The organism is Phocaeicola sp. GP0067 (genome assembly GCF_031119655.1).
Taxonomy (GTDB): domain Bacteria; phylum Bacteroidota; class Bacteroidia; order Bacteroidales; family Bacteroidaceae; genus Phocaeicola; species Phocaeicola vulgatus.
The window spans coordinates 1-21,703 of record NZ_JAVHZY010000014.1 but is presented as its reverse complement, the minus strand read 5'-3'; the positions used below and the strand labels follow the sequence as shown (position 1 = coordinate 21,703).

Genomic DNA, 21,703 nt, shown 5'->3' with positions numbered 1-21,703 from the left:
TGAATAGATAAATATGAAATTATATAAATTTTTACTTTGTGTATGTTTGGCGTTACCTGTAATGTCATGTGATGATTATTTGGATATACAACCTAAAGGGATTGTAATTCCGGAAAAGAGTGAAGACTATGAACGTTTATTGAATTATGCTCAATTGCTAAAGGCTTCTGAATCATATCCTAACTTTATGACAGATGATGTTTTCATGCCTTATGAAGATGATATGACTGGAGGATTTGTTTCTCTGGAGTTGCCGAAGCAGCATTTATATGCGTTTAATAGTGAAATCTTTGGAGAAGGAGAGAGTGACGGTCTTTGGGAATACTCTTATAATCGTATTTATTATTATAACGTAGTTATTGATGATATAATGGGGGCTACTCAAGATACTGAAGAACATAAAAAGCAATTGAGGGCTGAAGCATTGGTTGGGCGTGCTTTTGAGTATTTGACTTTGGTTAATGCTTATGCTAACCATTACGATCCGTCGACTGCTGCTACAGATCCTGGCGTTCCATTGATGTTGGATAAAAATATCAATAAAACAAATTTGCAGCGCGCTACAGTGCAGGAAGTATATGATCAAATTAAGGCGGATCTGGATGAGGCTGCTCCTAATTTACCGGAAAAACCGGTGTTGAATGCCTATCGTGCATCTAAGCCGGTGGGGTATGGGATGTTGGCACGTATGTATCTTTATATGGGAGATTACAAAAAAGCTTTGGAGAATGCGGTGATCTCATTACAGAATAATTCAACTTTGATGAGTCTTTTCCCGTATAAAGTAGTGGATCGTGATAAATATATTGGTAGGATTGATGTTCCGGATGGAGATGAGAATCCGGAAAATATTTATATTCGTTTGGCCCCCTGGACTTTTGGATTTAGTGCTACTGCATATGCTTCTGAAGAATTGGCTTCTTTGTATGATCAGGAAAAGGATCAGCGTTATCTGTTGTATTTTACGAAATATTTAGGTGGGATAGATTTGGATTATCCTCTTTGGGCGCCTTATATTTATGCCAACATGGCTATGTCTACCCCGGAAATGTATCTGATAGCAGCAGAGTGTGAAGCTCGTATAGGTAGTAAAGACAAAGCTATGGAATATATTAACACCTTGCGTGATAATCGTATTATTGATAATGTCCCTTTGGTTGCAAGTGATAACAAGGATGCATTGGTAAAAGTCTTGGAGGAAAGAAGACGGGAAATGCCTATGCTTGGCTGTACCCGCTTGATTGACTTGAAACGTTTGAATCGTGAACCTGAATTCGCAAAGACTATTGTGCATGAGGTGAATGGTGTAGAGTACAGATTGGAGCCCAATAGTCCTAAATATATTTTGCCTATTCCACCCTCTGTACTTCGTTTTAATCCTGATATGATTCCTAACATAAGATAAAAGATATTTTAATGAAAAAACTAACGATTATGATGGCAACAGCAGCATTATGCTGTTGCCTGGGTTCCTGTAACAGTGGAACTAAGCAAGAATTGGCGAATACGGTTCATTTGAAAGGCCAGTTGCTTGATATGGGTAGCCAGAATGTGCGTATGAGATTTGACGGAGCAGCATCTATGCTAGGTGACAGCCGGGATATTTTGTTGAAAACGGATGCTGCCGGTTATTTTGATACTACTTTTGTACTTAAAGAGCCGACATATTATACTATCAGCCGCAACACATTGTATCTTACTCCAGGAGATGACATGACTATCAAAGTAACTCAGACAAATACAGAAGCGGAATTCTCGGGAATCGGAGCCGAAGCCAATAATTACATGAAGTTCCGTCTTTTTCCGAAAGGTGGTTCTTATCTGGAAGCCGGTGGTAACTTGCGTGGAGATTTTGTATCCACTAAAGCGTTGGTTGACAGCTTGGCCGCTATACGTATGCATACATTGGATACGTTAAGTAATGTGTCTGATGCATTTAAAAAGCTGGAAACAGCACGGATCAAAGCGGATATTATTAATAGTTATATCTGTTATGCAAGTTATTCAAGGATGTTTGCCGGAGTGAAGACGGAAGAAGAGATGCGGGCTAAATGGAATGAATTTAATGTTTCATTAACTCAGGATGTAACTCCGCTATATAAGGAGATTATGAATGAAGATATGCTGAATGTAGCTGTGGTGCGCGATGTTTTGTCTTATCAGGAAGATTCTACATTGGCTTCTCTTTGGTTTAAGGATATTTCCATTCCTGCGCGTACTACGGAATTATATGCTTGTGCTAAAATAGTCGATAATCTGAGAAATGAAGCTTCTGAACAGACTGTGAACGAGGCGAAGGCATTTTTGCAAACAGTGAAGAATGCTGATTTTGCAACAGAAATTGAAGGAAAGATTGTTCAAGCTTCCAAGTTGCTTCCCGGACAACCTGCCATTGATTTTGAGATGTTGGATGTGGAGGGTAATGTGAAGCATCTTGCAGATTTTAAGGGTAAGGTGATTTATATTGATTTATGGGCGACCTGGTGTGGGCCTTGCATTCAGGAATCTCCGGCATTTGAGGCTTTAGGTAAGAAATATGTGGGTAAGGATATCGTTTTTCTTCCGGTTTCTACAGATACTACAACGAAACCTTGGTTAAGGTATTTGGATGGACATAAGAAAGAATTGACTCAATATCATTCCAATGATGTTGCTTTAAAAGAAAGTTGGGCTATCATGTATATTCCTCGTTTTATTTTGATTGACAAGGATTTCAATATTGTGAATGCATACGCTCCACGTCCGTCAAGTGAAGAGATTGGTACTTTGATTGATTCTGTTCTTAATAAATAGTAAATTTATGATTTATAAAAAATATCTATTATTAGGCGTTTCTTTATGCATGTTAAATGCTTGCAATGAGTCTAAGTCTGTGTCTTTAGAGGGTAGTCTTGATGGAATCCAGGCTGATTCTATCTATTTATATCAAGTAGACAATGAGCATTATGGTAGTGTGAAACTGATTAAATCTATTGCTGTTACCGATGGTAGGTTTGCTTATCCCACTGATTCTGTACAAGCCGGTCTTTATTGTTTCTCTTTGCAGAATATGGAGCGTGGAGAGTATTTACAGCAATACGCTAATTTGTTTTTGGAACCCAAATCCATGCAGCTTACCTTGGGTAAGGATAAGTATGATCAACTGAGTTTACATGCTACAGGGTCTGCATTGCAGGAGCAATACGAAGCCTTGCAAGAAGCGAAATATGTAGCAGGTAATCGTATGGTTCTCGATTCTTTGGATCATATGTTCTATGAAGCTCGTGAAAAAGGGGATCGTGAGGAAATGGAGCGTATCCGGGAGGTTTCCAGTCCTTATTATGAGAGTGCCTCGGAACAGACCCGTAAACTGATAAATGGGGAAATTGCTAAAAATAAAGGCTCATACTTCGGTTTGTATCTTTATTATACTTATCGCTTCCAAAATCATACTTTTAATACAGTTGAGGAGATTGATGAGGCACGTAACTTCATAGGCAGTTTTGATGAGGCGTCCAGGCAAAGTGGTATATATGTAAAAATGCAAGAAGGTTTGGATAAATTTGCTAGGTGTGCTACCGGTAGCGTTGCTCCTGCTATAACAGGAATTGATTTGAAAGGGAATTCTGTCAGTTTGAACGATTTCAAGGGTAAATATGTTCTAGTCGATTTCTGGTTTGCCGGTTGTAGTTGGTGTCGTAAGGAAACTCCTTATCTGTTGAAGACGTACAATGCTTTCAAAGATAAAGGATTTACTATTTATGGTGTGTCTACAGACCGTCGTGAGGAAGATTGGAAAAAGGCTATTGAAGAAGACAAGAGCTATTGGAATCAGGTTCTGTTGCAGAAAGACGACGTGAAGGATGTGTTGGAATCATACTGTATTGTCGGTTTCCCACATATAATTTTAGTAGATCCGGAAGGTAAAATTGTAGCGAAGGAGTTGCGTGGAGATGATCTTTATAATACCGTCGAAAAGTTTGTAAACGGAGCAAAATAAAGAATTGTGTTTTTTAACTCATAAAGCAGTAGGCTGGGAATGTCCGGTCTACTGTTTTTTCTTTTATGGAATATGGTTTTTTTTGAAGGAATGATATGGTTTTATTATAGGTAGTGATGTTCTGTATTGTATTTATTTTTTAAATAAATCTAATGTGTGACCTGTATTTCTTTAATGTTTTCCTTTTGAAGAACATATTGTCTGTCGGATAAGTTAAAAGTTTACCTTTGCAATATAATCAGAGGATGAGATATTGATCTATAATAAATATTATAAATAAAACGCATAGGTATTGTAAGCGTACAATACTTTTTGGTGGTCTCGTTGGATGCTTGTGTTCAGATTTAAGGCGAGGTCACCTTATTCTCGTAGAGAATTTAGATTTTAATTTGAATGATACTTGCTCGCGATGAGTAGGTATCATTTGTTTTTTAGGGGGGGTATTATGGAAATGGAAAATAGGTAGGTCTTTCTCCAAAACGTTGTTGATTGAATAAAACAAGTAAAAGAAAGAATTTCTCTATGTTAAGATAACAGTTTACTTTAAATTCTTAACTTTGTTCCCCTTGAAAAATGATTGTTACAAGATAATTTAACAGCTAAAAATGCAACAATATAAAAGACCGGAAGCTATAAAACGTATGAATGAGCTGGCGGGTAGCCGGAAGCCTTTCCTTTTTATTATAGATTATAAACAGCAGTGTTCCTTGATAGAGGAAATAAGTCGGATTGATTCTACCCGTTGCCGTTATAACTTTAATGGAGTGAAAAATGTGGATACTGTAACAGAAAGTTACAGTGGGCGGATAGACTGGAACTTTGTTCCAATGTCTTTGACAGACTACCGGCAGGCTTTTGAAATCGTAAAACGGAATATTCTGGCAGGTAACAGCTATCTCGCTAATTTGACTTGCAAGGTTCCTGTCAGTACTAATCTTACTTTGGAGGATGTGTTCCGGTACTCCAAAGCGCTTTATAGACTTTGGTTGAAAGATAAACTGGTCTGTTTCTCACCCGAAATTTTTGTTCGTATAGAAGATGGCGAGATAAAATCTTTCCCCATGAAAGGAACGATTGACGCTACCTTACCTAATGCGGAAAAACTGTTGATGGATGATCCTAAGGAAACTGCCGAACATGCTACCATTGTAGATTTGATTCGTAATGATTTGAGTATGGTGGCGGAACAGGTCAGGGTTGTCCGCTATCGTTATTGTGACCGGCTTGAAACCAATAAGGGACCTATCTTTCAGACAAGCTCCGAAATATGTGGTGTCTTGCCCAATGATTACCCGTCGCATATAGGAGATATTATATTTCGTTTGTTACCAGCCGGTTCCATAACCGGAGCGCCCAAATCCAAGACGATGGATATTATTGAAGAAGCGGAAAATTATGAGCGTGGATTTTATACGGGCATAATGGGTTATTGTGACGGCAGGACTTTAGACAGTGCGGTGATGATCCGTTTTTTAGAACAGGAAGGAGAGAATCTTTATTATAAGGCGGGGGGAGGAATTACTTCAAAGAGTGATTTACAAAGTGAATATAATGAAATGATACAGAAGATTTATGTACCCATTTATTGAAACTATACGGATAGAACAAGGAAAAGCGTGTAATTTGTCTTATCATAATGAAAGACTGAACAATACCCTTCATCATTTCTGGCCGGACTGTGCCGGCATAGAATTAGGTGAATACCTGAAATTGACACCGGAGATGAACGGAATGAAATGTAGGGTGATTTATGATGGAGGTGGAATAAAAGAAATTAGTTATGAAGCCTATCAGATGCGTCCGGTACATTCTTTGCAGTTGGTTTATTCGGATGATATAGATTATACTTATAAAAGTACAGACAGGGAAGCTTTAAACCGGCTTTTTGCCTGCCGTGGAGAACGGGATGATATTTTAATTGTCAGACGCGGACTGCTGACCGATACTTCCATAGCTAATATTGCCTTGTTTGATGGTAAGGATTGGTTCACACCTAAATTACCTTTGTTGAGAGGGACTTGCCGTACAGCATTGATTGACAACGGAATTATAAAAGAAAAAGATATCCGGCCGGAAGAACTATCCTCTTATTCTTTTGTTAGGTTATTTAACGCTATGATTAAATGGGGAGCGTTGGAATTTTCTACCGGAACCATTTACGGATAATAAGAAAGAAGGTGGAATTTTGAAGATTTTTGTTTGTTTCCTTAAATAATTTGCTATATTTGCAAAAAAAATATAAATATAGGTAGGGTATGAGATTGCGGACAGTTGCCAAGTTGGGTATGGTGCTATCAGTGGTATTGTTTTGTACGGCTGTGGGCTTTTACGGCTTTGCTAAGTTAAGCCTGACGGATAAGAGTCGTGAGATCAATCTCTTCTCACTTGTACCGGCTGATTGCATCGGTGTGTTGGAGAGTGATAATATTAATTATTTTCTGAATGAATTTCCTCAATTGAACTATTCTGAAGAACTGGGTAATTTCCAGTTTCCCGGTTTGTTTAATTATGTGTTGGGAGGTTTGAACGAATATACCACTAACACTGCTCATGGTCTGAGCAGTAAGATGAGCCGGGTAGTGGTCAGTTTCCATTCTCCGGGTACTCCGCGTGACCAGGTGGTATATTTCCGTATGGGGGCTGATGATAAGGAAACATTGGGAGATATGTTGTTAGAGAGAACTCCGGGAAGTTTTTCACCTAAAAAAGAGAAATACAGAGGAAAAACTATAGCAGTCTATCCATTGGGCAATAATGATTTTCTAGCTGTCTATAGCGAGGCGGGATTCTATGTGGTGAGTTATCAGAAGAGTTTGATAGAGAAAGTGATTGATGCGCATGAGGATGAAGAGAAAGCATTGAGTAATGATCCCGTGTTTGCCAAAGCGATGCAGAAAAAGAAAACGCATAACTTCCTGACTTTATACGGACGTACGCCGTCTATGCCTTTCTTGCAGGATAACAGTGGCTGTTGGAGTGAGTTTGACTTTCACATGAACAGTGATGTGGTGTACCTCACCGGAGATACTTTTATGCCTGATTCATGCGGCTGTGTGAACCAGATGGCCGAAAAATTGAAGAATATTCCGGATATAAGGGAAGATAGTTTGATTATTTCTGCTGATAAAGATTCCATGGCAAATTATATGGAAGAGGCCTACGAAAGAAATAGCAGGACATTGTTCAATGAATGTGTAGCTAATCTTTCACGTGATGCAGCCTTTATGCTTGTGGCGGACATGAACAAGATTTCCCGCAACCCGGAACGTTTCGAGCCTTATTTGCCGGCATTTCTGTTGGAGAATGCTCCTTTATTCCATTCGTTTATTCTTTCAACCCAATTGTCGGTTGTGAACGACCGGCTTTCCCATATCATGGTACTGACATATAAGGATTAGCGCAACTTATGTCGGTGGAAGTGGGGAGCCACTTTGCTTCTAAAATAAAATAACGAAATAACAGTGAGTGCGGCTCCGAATAGATAGGCCATCTTGAAGGTGGCTATTTCTGCTATATATCCGCCCAATAACATGCCGGCGCCTATACCTACATCCCACGAAGTCAAGTAGGTACTGGTTGCCGTACCACGCTGGTTGTTGGGGGCCAAGTTCACAAACAGCGTGTTATAGGCAGGGAACATGGTTCCAAACCCAATACCTAGTAAAAGAGCTATGGTGAACAGAAAATAAGTGGTCCATTGCAGACTCCATGTTGTCAGCCATCCGCATGAACTCAAACCGAAGAAACAGAAGCAGACCAAATACAGGCCGGCTTCAATAACTTGAGTAACCATTCCCCGGTCTACCAGGCGTCCGGAGAAAAGACGGGAAACTGCCATTCCCAACGCCATGAAGGTGAAGAAGAAACCGGTGGATGCCTGGATACCTATTTGCTTGGCATACATTGCAACGTAATTGGTGGTCATGCCATAAGGGATGGATAGTAATAACAAACTGAAACCTGCCGGTATTCCTTTAAGCAAAATAAAGCGGTCCAATGATATCGGTTCTCGTTTTACAGGAGGTTTGTAGGTGGTCTTTACCAATGAGGCGCATAGAAATCCTATCAGGCAGGAACCTAATGAGCAACAGAAAATAAGCGTATAGTCTGCTCCTGCATCATGCAGGAAGAGTCCGGTCATCGGTCCGATGGACATGGCTATATTGTTTGCCAGCCCATAATATCCTAATCCTTCCCCACGGCGTGAAGAAGGCATGATATCAATGACAATGGTATTTCCGCTGACTGTCACCATGCCGAACGATACTCCGTGTATAATGCGGAATAAAATAAATAAGGTGAGTGTTCCTGCAATGAGATATCCTCCGAAGATGGCGGTAAAAGTGAAATAAGCCAACAGATAAAGTGGTTTGCGGGCAAATGTATCTAACAGATAGCCGGAAAAGGGGCGTATGCACAGGGCGGCAATGGTGTAACAGGAAAGTACGACCCCTATGGTTGTTTTGTTGGCGTCAAAAACTTCTGCCAGATAGAAAGGCAATACAGGCATCAGTAACCAGAATCCAAAGAATAATAGAAAATTGGCTGCCAGTATTTCTATATAATTTTTGGTAATCAGCTTGTCCTTCATAAGCAATAATGTGCTAATATGTCAATGTATCAATATGCTAATGTGGCAATATGTTAATATGCCAATTGACCGCGTTCTATTCCGCATGGCAATTGGCATATCAGCACATGGTCACATTGACACATTATTAATTGGCTGCTTCGAATTCTTTCAGGAAGCGGGTATCGTTTTCAGAGAATAATCGTAAGTCGTTTACACGATATTTCAAGTTGGTGATGCGTTCAATACCCATACCTAGCGCATAGCCTGAGTAAACTTTGCTGTCAATGCCGTTGGCTTCCAATACATTCGGATCCACCATACCACATCCCAGAATTTCCACCCAGCCTGTGCCTTTACAGAACGGACAACCTTTTCCGCCGCAAATATTACAACTGATATCCATTTCGGCACTTGGTTCGGTGAACGGGAAATAGGACGGACGCAGACGGATTTGAGTATCTTCGCCGAACATTTCTTTGGCAAACAACAGCAATACCTGCTTCAAATCAGTGAATGATACATTCTTGTCAATGTAGAGTGCTTCCACTTGATGGAAGAATGCATGGGCACGATAACTGATCGCTTCATTGCGGTATACACGTCCCGGACAGATGATGCGGATAGGAGGTTGCGAATGTTCCATAGCTCTTGCCTGTACGGAAGAGGTGTGAGTGCGAAGTACGATGTTCTTTTTCACATCTTCCTGATTGGCTTCGATGAAGAAAGTATCTTGCATATCACGTGCAGGATGGTCTTCGGCAAAATTCATGGCAGTGAATACGTGCAAGTCGTCTTCTATTTCGGGACCGTCGGCAATACTGAAGCCCAGCCGATGGAATATATCAATGATTTCATTCTTTACAATGCTCAGCGGGTGGCGTGTTCCCAGTTCGATGGGATAAGCCGTACGGGTAAGATCCATTTCGGCTGCGCTGTTATCTTGGGTCTCGAAAGCTTCTTTCAATGAGGCGATACGCTCCTGAGCCTTGTTCTTCAGCTCGTTCAGTTTCATACCCACCTCTTTTTTCTGCTCGGCAGGTACGTTGCGGAAGTCTGCCATCAACTCATTAATCGCTCCTTTTTTGCTAAGATATTTAATGCGCAAGGCTTCCAATTCTTCCGCATTGGCTGCTTGCAAGCCTTCAATTTCCTGAAGTAATTGTTCTATTTTAGCTAACATAGTTTCTTCTTTATTTTTTAATGACCGCAAAGTTAGCGAATTAAACCCATATATTTTGCTGAAAACTAAAAAAAACGATATTTTTGCATCGATTTTTTCTAAATATAGAAAATGAGAAAACTTATAATCGGAGTTTGTCTGCTTATGCTGATAAGCTCCTGTGGAGGTGGGAAAAAGAAAATGGACCCCTTCGAGACGCTTACTGAGGAGATTGATTCGCTGACTGCAACCCCGGACACAACAGAAGCGATGGCTGCGGTAGAGGAAGAACCAATGGTTCCCGCTACGGCCGACGAAAGTTTTGCCGACTTTTTCTACAATTTTGCCAGTGATGAAAAATTACAATTGTCACGCATCGTGTTCCCTTTGCCGTATTATACAATGGAAAAGAAAGAGCACATTGAAAAGGAGCAATGGAAACACGATCCTTTATTCAGCCGGCAGGATGCCTATACAGTTCTGTTCGATAAGGCGGAAGACATGGAAATGGAGAAAGATACGGGTCTAACCAGTGTCAAGATAGAATGGATTTACTTGAAGAAGGGAAAAATCAAGCGGTACTATTTTGAGCGGCTGAAGGGGCTGTGGAAACTGGAAGCCATAGATTTTGCGGATATGCCGAGAGAGGATACCGGTAAGGAGGACTTCTTTGAGTTTTATGAACGTTTTGCCAATGATTCTGTTTTCCAGTTGTCTCGTTTGCACGAACCGTTGAAGTTTGTGACCGCTGATCCCGAAGACGAGTTTCAGATACTGGAAACGACTTTGGAGGCCGGGCAATGGTTCGCATTCCAGCCTGTATTGCCTCGTGAGAATCTGACTAATGTAAACTATGGCCAGAACGAGAATGTGCATTCCAATACGAAGGTGATTGAAATGAAAGGTTTTGGCAATGGATTTAATAATACGCTCTATTTTGAACGGCGCCACGGTCTGTGGAAACTGATGCAGTTTGAGGATCTGAGCGATTGATTTGATTGTAAATGAAGGAAATAAAAGACTACTCTCTGTTGCCTCATAATACATTTGGTATGGATGTGAAGGCATCTTTGTTTGTGGAATATGAATCGGTGACAGAGCTGCAATCCATCTTGTCGGATAAAAAACTGATGGCCGGTAACTGGTTGCATATTGGCGGAGGAAGCAATCTGCTTTTTAAAGGTGATTATGCGGGAACTGTCCTGCATTCGGCTATCCGGGGGTATGAGGTGGTTGCTGAAAACGAACAGGAAATAGAGGTAAGGGCAGGAGCCGGTGAGGTGTGGGATGATTTTGTGGCATATACCGTGAAAAACAGTTGGTATGGTGCTGAAAATCTGTCATTGATTCCCGGTGAAGTGGGTGCTTCTGCCGTTCAGAATATCGGTGCGTATGGTGTTGAGGCAAAAGATTTGATTGTAAGTGTGGAAACCGTCGAGGTGGAAACCGGCAGGAAACGGATTTTTACCAAAGAGGAATGCCGTTACGCTTATCGTGAAAGCATTTTCAAGAAAGATTTGAAAGGTAAATATATAGTGACTTACGTCACCTATCGTTTAAGTAAACAGCCGGTTTTTAATCTGGAGTATGGAAATGTGCGTGGCGAATTGGAAAAGCGAGGAGGTGAGGTGGCATTGGAGAATGTAAGGAAGGTGATTATTGCCGTGCGTGAAGCCAAGTTGCCCGATCCCCGGGTGCAGGGAAATGCCGGAAGTTTCTTTATGAATCCGATTATTCCACGCAGGCAGTTTGAAATAGTACAGCAACAGTATCCTGATATGCCACATTATGAGGTGGATGGCAATAGGGTGAAGATTCCTGCTGCATGGATGATAGACCGTTGCGGCTGGAAAGGCAAACAAATAGGACGCGCGGGTGTTCATTCTAAACAGGCATTGGTCTTGGTGAACTGTGGAGGCGCTACGGGAGATGAAGTGATTGCTCTTGCCAGACGGATACAGGAGTCTGTGCTTCAAAAGTTCGGGGTGGCTATCTCTCCCGAAGTGAATTTTATATAAGGTATGATATGAAGATTACAATACTAGGCAGCGGAACGTCTACGGGAGTACCCGAAATAGGGTGCAAATGTCCGGTATGCACCAGCAGCGATCCCCGGGACAACCGTTTGCGTTGTTCGGGACTGGTAGAAACGGAAGGGCTCCGGATTCTGATAGATTGCGGTCCCGATTTCCGTGAACAGATGATACGGTTGGACGATTTCAAGCCGTTGGACGGTGTTTTGATTACTCATGAACACTATGACCATGTAGGAGGCTTGGATGATTTGCGTCCTTTCTGTCGTTTTCGCGATGTGCCGGTTTATGCCGAACAATATACGGCAGAGCGTTTACGCCAGCGTATTCCTTATTGTTTTGCCGAACATCTTTATCCGGGAGTTCCCCGTATTACATTAGAGGAAATTGTTCCCGATTCTCCTTTTATTATCGGCAATCCCGAAGGAAACAAAGTAGAGGTGACACCTCTTCGGGTAATGCACGGCAAACTGCCCATTTTGGGATACCGTATCGGCCGGATGGCATGGATTACCGATATGTTGACGATGCCTGGGGCTGAATATGATTTGCTGCAAGGACTGGATGTGTTGGTAATGAATGCATTGCGTCCTCAGCCTCACCATACCCACCAGAATTTGAAGGAGGCTTTGGACAATGCACAAAGAATAGGAGCCGGGGAAACCTATTTTATTCACATGAGTCATCATATAGGATTACATGCTGATGCTGAACGGTTATTGCCGCCGCATGTGCATTTTGCATACGATGGAATGAAAATTTGTTTATAAAGCCGGCTTCAACGAATACCGGCACAATCCGTTCAACCCGCATTCCGAACATTTCGGTGTCCGTGCCACACAAACATATCTTCCGTGTAAAATAAGCCAATGATGTGCGGTGGGCACAATCTCCTTCGGAATATACTTCATCAGATATTTCTCGGTAGCCAGCGGTGTGGTGCAGGTTTGAGGAACCAGCCCGATGCGGTGGCTCACGCGGAACACATGTGTATCTACCGCCATGGCCGCTTTATTGAATACTACACTTTGGATGACATTGGCTGTCTTGCGTCCCACTCCCGGCAGTTTGACCAGTTCTTCCAATGTTCCCGGTACTTCGCTATGAAAATCTTTCACCAGCATTTGCGCCATGCCCACCAGGTGTTTTGCCTTGTTGTTGGGATAACTTACACTCCGTATGTATTCATAAATCACTTCCGGCGTCGAAGCGGCCAATGCCTCAGGAGTCGGGAAATCCCGGTAAAGAGGAGGGGTGATCATATTTACCCGTTTGTCCGTGCATTGTGCACTCAGGATAACAGCTATCAATAACTCGAATGGGTTATTGTAATGAAGTTCGGTTTCGGCAACAGGCATCGCTTCTTGAAAATAAGCGATCACCTTGTTATAAAGTTCTTGTTTTTTCATCTTACCTTCTTTTTTCGGTTACAAATATAATTGATAAATCAATAGGGTAGAATTATTCGGGCAATTCATTTGTTTAGTTGAGTAAACTTCTTATATTTGCATAAATATATTAGATTTATGCAGCTTAACGTAAAGAATGAAACTTCTACATTGAAAGCTGTGGTGCTTGGACAACCCGGTTCCATAGGGAAGGTCCCCACGCTGGAAGAAACTTATGACGCCAAGTCATACGAGTCCGTATTGCATAACATATACCCCCATGAAGAAGATATTTTCAAAGAGATGAGATGCTTTGAAAGCGTATTGTTGAAATATGGGGTACAGGTCTATCGCCCGTGGACACTGGAGAATTGTAATCAGGTGTTTGCCCGTGATGTGGGGTTTGTGATTGACGACAAGATTATTGTTTCCAACATCATCCCCAACCGGGAGGATGAGAAGGAAGCCTACGAAGTGGTCTATAATCAGATAGCTTATAACAAGATTTTCAACCTTCCCGAAAAGGCGCACGTAGAGGGAGGTGATGTGGTGCTTTACAATAATATAGTGTTTGTAGGCCTTTATACCCAGCCCGATTACCCGCAGATGAAGACGGCACGTACCAACCGGTATGCTTTTTCCTTTCTGAAAGAAATCTGTCCGGGGAAGATATTCATCCCCTTGGAGCTGAAAAAACATAATACAGATCCACGTGCGGGGATTCTGCATCTGGATTGTACCTTTATGCCGGTAGGGAAAGGGCATGCGATTATTTATAAGGACGGATTTATGTATCCTCAGGATTATCATACTCTGCTCGATTTGTTCGGCAGGGAGAATGTATTTGAAATAACGCGGGAAGAGATGTACTATATGAATACGAATGTCTTTTCCATCTCTCCTGAGGTAGTGGTTTCTGAAAAGAACTTTATCCGCCTGAATACCTTTATGGAAGAGGTATGGGGAATGACGGTAGAGCGTGTACCTTATTATGAAATATCTAAGATGGGCGGACTGTTGCGCTGCTCCACCTTACCATTAATCCGAGAAAATGACTAAACAAACAACAAACCACATTTTGATGGTGGAACCCGTGGCCTTCGGGTTCAATGAAGAAACAGCGGCCAACAATTATTTCCAGCAGCGGACAGTTGCGGCAGGTGAAACAGTACAAGCTTGTGCCTTGAAGGAATTTCGGGGCATGGTGGATAAGTTGCGTGCAAACGGCATAGAGGTAATAGCGGTACAGGATACCCAGATACCTCATACTCCGGATTCCATATTTCCGAACAACTGGGTGTCCTTTCACGACGACGGAACGGTGGTGCTGTATCCTATGTTTGCGGAAAACCGCAGGGCGGAAAGACGGGCGGATATCTTGCAGCGGATAGAGTCGGAGGGGTTCTGCATCCGTCGGAAGGTAGATTATACAGGTTTTGAAGAAGAAAACCGGTTTCTGGAGGGGACCGGGGGAATCATTCTGGACCGGGTGAACCGTTATGCATACGCGGCTTTGTCGCAAAGGGTGGACGAAGCTTTATTTGGTCGGTTCTGCAAGGAGCAGAATTTTATTCCGGTGTCCTTTCATGCTTATCAGACTGTAAACGGACAACGTCTGCCCATTTATCATACCAATGTCATGATGTGTGTGGCGACAGATTATGCGGTCGTTTGTCTGGACAGCATCGACGACGTGGAAGAGCGTGAGCAGGTTTGTCACGTCTTGCGGCAGACAGGGAAAGAAATCATTGCCATCTCCGAGGAACAGATGCATCACTTTGCCGGAAATATGCTTCAGGTGGAGAACGGGAAAGGCGCATTGTTTCTAGTGATGTCTCAAAGTGCTTACGATTCGTTGGATGAAGGCCAGTTACAACGGCTGTCTAAGTATAACGCGTTGCTTCCCATGCCCATCCCTACCATTGAAACGCTGGGAGGAGGAAGTGCCCGTTGCATGATGGCGGAAATATTCTTGAAGAAAGAAAAACATTAAATGATAAAAAGCTTATGGATGCAAAATTATCGGCAGCTCAATTGATGGAGCTTGAGAACAAACATGGAGCACACAATTATCATCCTGTTCCTGTGGTATTGGATAAAGGAGAAGGTGTGTTTGTATGGGATGTGGAAGGAAAGAAATATTATGATTTCCTTTCCGCTTATTCGGCAGTGAACCAAGGACATTGTCATCCGCGTATTATCGATACGTTGGTAAAACAGGCGCGAAAGCTGACTTTGACTTCACGCGCTTTTTATAACAGCCAGTTGGGACGGTATGAAGAATTTGTCACCCGTTATTTCGGATATGACAAGGTTTTACCGATGAATACGGGAGCCGAGGCGGTAGAAACCGCATTGAAGCTTTGCCGCAAATGGGCGTATGAAGTAAAAAAGCTTCCCAAGGATACGGCGGAAATCGTTGTATGCCGGAATAATTTTCATGGGCGTACTACCACTATCGTTTCTTTCTCCATTGATCCGGACGCTTACAATAACTACGGACCTTTTACCCCCGGCTTTGTCGTGATTCCCTACAATGATGCCGAAACATTGGCGAAAGTGCTGGACGAACATCCTCATGTGGCCGGATTCCTGGTTGAGCCCATTCAGGGAGAGGCAGGTGCTTATGTACCCGATGAGGGATATTTGAAAAAATGTTACGACTTGTGCCGTGCCCACAATGTACTTTTTATAGCCGATGAAGTGCAGACCGGCATTGCCCGTACAGGTAAATTGCTGGCTTGTGACTATGAGAATGTTCATCCGGATATTCTGATTTTGGGAAAGGCTTTATCGGGTGGGGCCTGTCCTGTTTCTGCGGTATTATCATGCAATGAAGTGATGGATGTTATCCGTCCGGGGCAACATGGCTCCACTTTTGGCGGAAATCCTATTGCTGCGGCAGTGGCTGTTACGGCGCTTGAGGTAGTACGGGACGAACAGTTGGCGGACAGGGCATACAGGTTGGGACTGATATTCCGGGAAGAGATGAGAAAACTGTGCGAAACATCTCGTGTGGCTTCTTTTGTCCGGGGCAAGGGATTGCTGAATGCGTTGATAATCAATAATGATGAAACGAAGGATTTGGCGTGGGAGATTTGCTTGAAATTGGCCGAAAACGGTTTGCTGGCCAAACCGACACATACGAATATTATTCGTTTTGCTCCGCCATTGGTGATTACAGAGGAACAATTAAAGGAGTGTATCGAAATTATAAAGAAGACGATTGCTTTGTTTGAATAAAGGATTTTTTATCCTGTCTTTTAGGGGTGGATTCAATCTGCCCCTAAAATCGTTTTCACTGATACCCACCTGTTTGTGACGCTTCATCTTTCATTGTTCCATACTGTTTGGCTATAGAAAAGGTAATTATTTGATGAGGCTGTTTCTTCTTGATAAGAATATTTAATGCAGTTATATCCGGTTAACTCGGAAATAATTTCTATCTTTGCACCCCGAATTAAAAAATAGACGTATGATGCCGTGAATAGCGGTCGTGTATTCTAGAACACCACGTAAAAAACAGGAGAAATGAAGAATAATAATACTGTATCTGTATCGTTCATGTTGCTTGGCATACTGTTTTGTGTATGTCTTGTCGCAGCAAATTTATTGGAAACCAAAGTTGTCCAGATCTGGAAAATTACGGCAACAGCCGGACTGGTTGTATTTCCTATCTCTTACATTATCAATGATTGTATAGCCGAAGTATGGGGCTTCCGCAAGGCACGTCTTATCATTTGGATGGGTTTTGCCATGAATTTCATGGTGGTAGCTTTGGCGCAGCTTGCCATTCTGATGCCCGCAGCTCCGTTTTGGGAAGGAGAGGAGGGCTTCAACTTCGTTTTCGGCATGGCGCCCCGCATCGCTGTAGCCAGTCTGACCGCTTTCTTGGTCGGCTCTTTTCTCAATGCCTATGTCATGAGTAAAATGAAGCTGGCTTCGGGAGGAAAGAACTTTTCACTTCGTGCCATCACTTCCACTTTGGTGGGTGAGAGTGCCGATTCCATGATTTTCTTTCCTGTTGCCTTTGGAGGTTTGATGCCTGCCGGTGAACTGATAAAGATGATGGTTATTCAGGCAGTGCTCAAGACACTCTATGAAATTATTATCCTGCCCGTTACCATCCGTGTGGTAAATTACATCAAGAAGGTGGATGGCAGTGATGTCTTTGATGAGCATATCTCATACAATATATTGAAAATCAAAGAACTTTAATAAGATGCTGATGTGTCAGTGTGCCGGTTAGCCAATTACCATGCGGTATATGGCGCAGCATATCCACATAGCGCGGCAATTGGCACATTGGCGTATTAGTAAATTGAAAAATTGTCAACAATGAATAAAAGTGACGCATTGGTTGTGTTCAGCGGAGGGCAGGACTCAACCACTTGCCTGTTTTGGGCAAAAAAACATTTCCGCAAAGTGTATGCTTTAAGCTTTATCTATGGACAAAAGCATGTGAAGGAAGTGGAGCTGGCCCGTGTTATTGCCGGAAAGGCAGGGGTGGAGTTTAAAGCGATGGATGTTTCCTTTATAGGCAACCTGGGTAAAAATTCGCTGACAGATACTACGATAACGATGGATGAGGTGAAGCCTGCCGATAGTTTCCCTAATACGTTTGTGCCGGGGCGGAATTTGTTCTTTCTGAGCATTGCGGCTGTCTATGCACGCGAATTGGGAATCAATCATATCGTGACCGGTGTGTCGCAGACAGACTTCAGCGGTTATCCCGATTGCCGGGATGCTTTTATCAAGTCGCTGAATGTGACATTGAACCTTGCCATGGACGAGCAGTTCGTGCTTCACACTCCGCTGATGTGGATTAATAAAGCGGAAACATGGGCGTTGGCGGACGAATTGGGCGTGCTCGATTTGATCCGGCATGAAACGCTGACTTGCTATAATGGCGTACAGGGGGATGGCTGCGGTCATTGCCCGGCCTGTAAGCTCCGTCGTGAAGGATTGGAAAAGTATCTGGAGATAAAGGCGGAAAGAGAGAAACGATAGGATAAACGAAGGTGTTTTCTCTTTGTATGAAAGGTGTTCCTTTCTTGCCGGGTATATCGTTTCACTTTAGTGAGCAAATTTTATCACTGAAGTGAAGAAGTTTCATCACTCAAGTGGTACAGTTTCATCACTTCAGTGAAACGATGTACTTGGCAGGGAGAGAATTTCTATTCCAAGGTATGAAAGAGAAAACATGAATATGAAAAAAACAGATTTTAATGGAAAGAAAAGATGAATTGACCCTTCTCGGGTCGAAGACCGAGTACAGGCAAGATTATGCTCCCGAAGTGTTGGAGTCCTTTGTGAACAAACATCCCGGAAACGACTATTGGGTACGTTTTAACTGTCCCGAATTTACCAGTTTGTGTCCTATTACAGGACAGCCCGATTTTGCGGAAATCCGTATCTCCTACCTGCCTGATGTGAAAATGGTGGAGAGCAAGAGCTTGAAGCTGTATTTGTTTAGTTTCCGTAATCATGGCGATTTTCATGAAGATTGCGTGAATATCATCATGAAAGATTTGATTAAGCTGATGGATCCTAAATATATTGAGGTGACGGGCATTTTTACTCCGCGCGGTGGTATTTCCATTTATCCGTATTGTAATTACGGCCGTCCGGGTACTAAGTATGAGGAATTGGCGGAGTATCGGATGCGTAATCACGATTTATAGATGTATCTCTTGGAATGATTAGATAGATTGTGGGCTCAAATATTTGCTGGTTTTGAAAATTTGTTCTATTTTTGCACTCCGAAAAAAGGAGAGGTGCTCGAGTGGTTGAAGAGGCACGCCTGGAAAGCGTGTATACCCCAAAAGGGTATCCGGGGTTCGAATCCCCGTCTCTCCGCGATAAAGGCTGAGAATCAGTAAATAGCAAAACAAATGCTCGGTTTTATACTCAATAATGTAAAGCTGGGTCTTTTTGTGTTATTTGAGAAACAAAATAGTGTTTGGATTTGTAGCCTCATTTTGAAAAAGATAATATTCTATATTAGAATGAAAAGATATATTAAAGGTTGCCTTTGTATATATGCGGATGCATTACATAGGCAACCTTTAGTTATTTAAGGGGTAATTACTAGGGAAATGTTTCTGCAATTTGTTTGGCAACGCGTTTTATAGCACTTCTGATGTCTGCGGATACGCTGAATCCTAAGGTGGTGTATGCACCGCGACATGAAGCTATCGGGCGGCCGGTGAGGTAATCTATGAAATTTACAGTTACAATGGATTTTTCTTCTAAAACATCTACCCCATATTTTACCATAAGCAGTTTTGACTGTTGTGTAGCAGTCAACTCGTTTATACGCATATCATTGATTAACTTAAGACGGGAGCCTTCTACGGCATCAAACAATTGTATCTCGTATTCCATCAATTGAGCCGGAATATGATAAGTGTCATTGTTGATAATTGAAGCATATTCATATTTTGACAAATCAACATTTTGCGATACGACACTTTTAGAGGTTGTACAAGATGATGCTGTTATTCCGACTAAAAACAGGAATGTGATAATTATTTTATTCATAGAATTGTTATTTAGGTTCTATATGCAAATAATATCTTTCTTGTACTAACTCGTCAGTGCCGTCAGAAAGTTGATGCAACATCAACATATGAGTGGTTGGATTTTCCCAATACAATTCAGCTTTCACACCTTTCTCAGGCAGGCATTTGAATAAGTTTTCTTTCTCTTTGGCATCTTGTCCCTTGCCAAAATTGTTTTCCATCAGTGTCTTGATGGCTTTTTCTGTTGTTGGCGGAAAATCTGCATCTGATAGCGATTTATGATTTACCGGGATAATTTGGGAATAAGGAGCGTCGTTCTTTGCAACAATGTCGTATACCTGATATTCAAAATCTCTATCCAATAGGCAATAGGCTGTTAGATTCTGAGGATTCTGTAAGACAATCGTACCCCATTCAAGTCCTAAGAAGTCGCGATTATAAAGCGTTGTATTGAGCGAAGTCTCATATTCCACTTTTCCATGACGGTAGCCTTTAAGACGGCTTTTTACAGTACCACTCTTGAAAAAGTGTGAACTCCATTGTTTAGAAAGAATCTTTTCTTCTCCTTCTGCTGTAACATTATGTTCATAGATTTTGAACGTGTGAGGAAAATGATCTGCACTCCACACAATAGAATCGTAATAGTTTGTAAACTTAGGAAAAACTGTAGGCATATAATGACCGTTTATGTCCGTTATTCGAAATGTTATCAAATCGAGGGGTGATGGCAACAGACTTTCAATATGCATCAAGGGAGTAAATTCTGCCATAATCATCTTGAACTTAGCTTCTTCCGGCAAAGCCTCCGGTTCTGGGTCTGGTTGTCCATTATCTTTAAAGATTCTGGATAAACAGATGGTTGTATAAGCTGTTCTTTCCCCGTCATTTGCCGAAATCCGAATCTCTTCGTATGCATCCGGAGAATCCGAAACAGACGGAGGGAAATGGATTTTCACTTGATTGGCTAATTTTGAATGTATCATTCTTTGTTTCAAATCTTCGTCTATGCTCTTCGAAATAGATTTTCCGTTGCATCTGATAGTTTTCCCCTGCATAAACTTCATGAATGAGGGAAAGCAGTTTCATGCTGAAATATTCGGGTAGTTTGGCTGTTGTTGCATCCGTTTCTGTTTCCGGTTGGCTGTCCGTATAGCTCTGCTGGTCGGTTTCTTCCGGCTGTTTTTCATTGGTATCTTTCATCTTCATGTTGAAGCATCTTTCAGCTGTTGGGGAGTTGGCATGGCTTTCTGTACCTCAATTTCCTTGGAAATATTCTGAATTTCAGTATCATATATCAGCAAATTCGTATTGGTTTCTGATGCGCTTTGCTTTAGCTTCTTGGTGGATCCGTTCTTTACCCGTTGCTTGTCTGCATCTCATTTGGCTCTGTCAATCCGGTAGCCCGTTGTAAACTGGGGCGTGGCTGGCAAAGATGACACACATACGGATATAGGTACGTTCTCTACGATTGGCACACGTTCTTTTTCCGATTCTCCAATGCCAAAATGATGTTACGCTTGATATTCATAATTGGCTGCGTTTGAAATTCTACACCTAAATATACACCCAATAATTGAGATAGTAAAAGACATTTAGAAAGATTTAGATTTACTCTCAAGTTCCTTTTCTTCGCAATGCGGAATGACAACTTCCTTTCGAATTGATGATAATATTAAAAAAGAACATCTACCCGGTTGCCTTGTATAAATAAAAAGACTGTTTTACGTAATTCTCTGTCCAGTGCACGTAATAAAAATACAATTGTATGTTTCTAACTTTGCACTATCAAAATAAACATCATAAAACAAGTATTTTTACTTAATAAAATAATCGGCGACAATATGAAAAAAACGTGCTTTTTTTTCTTTCTGCTGTTCAGCCTGCAGGCTTTCTCACAGAAGGTTGTGCTAAAAAACAACCTTGTCTATGACGCCCTGCTGACACCCAATCTTTCTGTGGAGCTCTCCCTAGGGAAGAAATGGACTTTGGATACCCAAGTGGGTATGAATTTCTTCTTTTATGAAAGTGATGCTACCGCAGGCGGTTA

At 41.9% G+C, this 21,703-nt stretch carries 21 protein-coding genes, 1 tRNA gene and 1 pseudogene; 17 read left to right on the top strand and 6 right to left on the bottom strand.

Annotated elements, in window-relative coordinates; genetic code table 11:
* Positions 1 to 13: 13 nt before the first annotated feature.
* The 6 genes from RE317_RS12185 (at position 14) to RE317_RS12160 (ending at position 7,377) form a co-directional block, all read left to right on the top strand.
* Entirely contained in the window at positions 14 to 1,405 is a 1,392-nt protein-coding gene (locus RE317_RS12185; protein ID WP_008668403.1) for a RagB/SusD family nutrient uptake outer membrane protein, read from the top strand.
* 11 nt (positions 1,406 to 1,416) lie between these two features.
* Positions 1,417 to 2,793, top strand: coding sequence for a TlpA disulfide reductase family protein (locus RE317_RS12180; protein WP_008668406.1), 1,377 nt, complete (start codon positions 1,417 to 1,419; stop codon positions 2,791 to 2,793).
* Positions 2,794 to 2,800: 7 nt separating this feature from the next.
* A complete protein-coding gene (locus tag RE317_RS12175; RefSeq protein WP_008668408.1) occupies positions 2,801 to 3,979 on the top strand; it encodes a redoxin domain-containing protein in 1,179 nt (392 codons plus the stop codon).
* 605 nt (positions 3,980 to 4,584) lie between these two features.
* Positions 4,585 to 5,568: an aminodeoxychorismate synthase component I gene (locus RE317_RS12170; RefSeq protein ID WP_008668409.1), complete on the top strand. Its 984-nt coding sequence runs from the start codon at positions 4,585 to 4,587 to the stop codon at positions 5,566 to 5,568.
* Positions 5,552 to 6,145, top strand: a complete 594-nt coding sequence (locus tag RE317_RS12165) for an aminotransferase class IV family protein (RefSeq protein WP_008668411.1) — start codon at positions 5,552 to 5,554, stop codon at positions 6,143 to 6,145. Before RE317_RS12170 ends, RE317_RS12165 begins: the two co-directional genes overlap by 17 nt.
* Positions 6,146 to 6,234: 89 nt before the next feature.
* A complete protein-coding gene (locus tag RE317_RS12160; RefSeq protein ID WP_008668413.1) occupies positions 6,235 to 7,377 on the top strand; it encodes a hypothetical protein in 1,143 nt (380 codons plus the stop codon).
* Here RE317_RS12160 and RE317_RS12155 read toward each other — a convergent pair.
* Positions 7,374 to 8,570 carry an MFS transporter gene (locus RE317_RS12155; protein WP_008668415.1) on the bottom strand — a complete coding sequence of 399 codons (1,197 nt, stop codon included), beginning with the start codon at positions 8,568 to 8,570 and terminating at the stop codon, positions 7,374 to 7,376. The two genes, RE317_RS12160 and RE317_RS12155, sit on opposite strands and share 4 nt — an antisense overlap.
* A 127-nt stretch (positions 8,571 to 8,697) precedes the next feature.
* Positions 8,698 to 9,732 carry a phenylalanine--tRNA ligase subunit alpha gene (pheS, locus tag RE317_RS12150; protein ID WP_005846037.1) on the bottom strand — a complete coding sequence of 345 codons (1,035 nt, stop codon included), beginning with the start codon at positions 9,730 to 9,732 and terminating at the stop codon, positions 8,698 to 8,700.
* 111 nt (positions 9,733 to 9,843) lie between these two features.
* Here pheS and RE317_RS12145 point away from each other — a divergent pair, with 111 nt between their 5' ends.
* The 3 genes from RE317_RS12145 to RE317_RS12135 are packed head-to-tail and all read left to right on the top strand — an operon-like array spanning position 9,844 to position 12,514.
* On the top strand, positions 9,844 to 10,704 hold the full coding sequence (locus RE317_RS12145; RefSeq protein WP_005848708.1) for a DUF4348 domain-containing protein: 861 nt from the start codon (positions 9,844 to 9,846) through the stop codon (positions 10,702 to 10,704).
* A gap of 11 nt (positions 10,705 to 10,715) precedes the next feature.
* Complete coding sequence (murB, locus tag RE317_RS12140; RefSeq protein ID WP_008668420.1) at positions 10,716 to 11,729, top strand: UDP-N-acetylmuramate dehydrogenase; 1,014 nt, start codon at positions 10,716 to 10,718, stop codon at positions 11,727 to 11,729.
* A gap of 8 nt (positions 11,730 to 11,737) precedes the next feature.
* Positions 11,738 to 12,514, top strand: a complete 777-nt coding sequence (locus RE317_RS12135) for an MBL fold metallo-hydrolase (protein WP_008668422.1) — start codon at positions 11,738 to 11,740, stop codon at positions 12,512 to 12,514.
* On the opposite strand, the gene nth is transcribed toward RE317_RS12135, so the two are convergent.
* On the bottom strand, positions 12,509 to 13,153 hold the full coding sequence (nth, locus tag RE317_RS12130; protein ID WP_005846047.1) for an endonuclease III: 645 nt from the start codon (positions 13,151 to 13,153) through the stop codon (positions 12,509 to 12,511). The genes RE317_RS12135 and nth overlap by 6 nt on opposite strands.
* Before the next feature lie 117 nt (positions 13,154 to 13,270).
* Here nth and RE317_RS12125 point away from each other — a divergent pair, with 117 nt between their 5' ends.
* The 7 genes from RE317_RS12125 (at position 13,271) to RE317_RS12095 (ending at position 18,991) form a co-directional block, all read left to right on the top strand.
* Positions 13,271 to 14,191, top strand: coding sequence for a dimethylarginine dimethylaminohydrolase family protein (locus tag RE317_RS12125; RefSeq protein WP_005846048.1), 921 nt, complete (start codon positions 13,271 to 13,273; stop codon positions 14,189 to 14,191).
* Complete coding sequence (gene ctlX, locus RE317_RS12120) at positions 14,184 to 15,125, top strand: citrulline utilization hydrolase CtlX (protein ID WP_008781862.1); 942 nt, start codon at positions 14,184 to 14,186, stop codon at positions 15,123 to 15,125. Before RE317_RS12125 ends, ctlX begins: the two co-directional genes overlap by 8 nt.
* Before the next feature lie 14 nt (positions 15,126 to 15,139).
* Positions 15,140 to 16,375: an ornithine--oxo-acid transaminase gene (rocD, locus tag RE317_RS12115; protein ID WP_008668428.1), complete on the top strand. Its 1,236-nt coding sequence runs from the start codon at positions 15,140 to 15,142 to the stop codon at positions 16,373 to 16,375.
* Between the two features lie 288 nt (positions 16,376 to 16,663).
* Positions 16,664 to 17,350, top strand: coding sequence for a queuosine precursor transporter (locus RE317_RS12110; RefSeq protein WP_008668430.1), 687 nt, complete (start codon positions 16,664 to 16,666; stop codon positions 17,348 to 17,350).
* Positions 17,351 to 17,470: 120 nt separating this feature from the next.
* Complete coding sequence (gene queC, locus RE317_RS12105) at positions 17,471 to 18,142, top strand: 7-cyano-7-deazaguanine synthase QueC (protein WP_005848689.1); 672 nt, start codon at positions 17,471 to 17,473, stop codon at positions 18,140 to 18,142.
* 218 nt (positions 18,143 to 18,360) lie between these two features.
* Complete coding sequence (queF, locus tag RE317_RS12100; protein WP_005846060.1) at positions 18,361 to 18,816, top strand: preQ(1) synthase; 456 nt, start codon at positions 18,361 to 18,363, stop codon at positions 18,814 to 18,816.
* Between the two features lie 87 nt (positions 18,817 to 18,903).
* A tRNA-Ser gene (locus RE317_RS12095) sits at positions 18,904 to 18,991 on the top strand.
* Between the two features lie 231 nt (positions 18,992 to 19,222).
* On the opposite strand, the gene RE317_RS12090 is transcribed toward RE317_RS12095, so the two are convergent.
* The 3 genes and pseudogenes from RE317_RS12090 to RE317_RS12080 all read right to left on the bottom strand — a co-directional run.
* The gene (locus RE317_RS12090) at positions 19,223 to 19,675 is read right to left on the bottom strand and encodes a hypothetical protein (protein ID WP_008670996.1); all 453 of its coding nucleotides are present in this window, start codon (positions 19,673 to 19,675) and stop codon (positions 19,223 to 19,225) included.
* Between the two features lie 7 nt (positions 19,676 to 19,682).
* Positions 19,683 to 20,720, bottom strand: a complete 1,038-nt coding sequence (locus tag RE317_RS12085; protein ID WP_008670997.1) for a hypothetical protein — start codon at positions 20,718 to 20,720, stop codon at positions 19,683 to 19,685.
* A gap of 103 nt (positions 20,721 to 20,823) precedes the next feature.
* Positions 20,824 to 21,184: pseudogene (locus RE317_RS12080) on the bottom strand (site-specific integrase); the annotation flags it as partial.
* A gap of 313 nt (positions 21,185 to 21,497) precedes the next feature.
* Here RE317_RS12080 and RE317_RS12075 point away from each other — a divergent pair.
* Positions 21,498 to 21,703 (top strand): DUF3575 domain-containing protein (locus RE317_RS12075; RefSeq protein ID WP_303266246.1); only part of this gene is annotated, 206 nt, incomplete at its 3' end.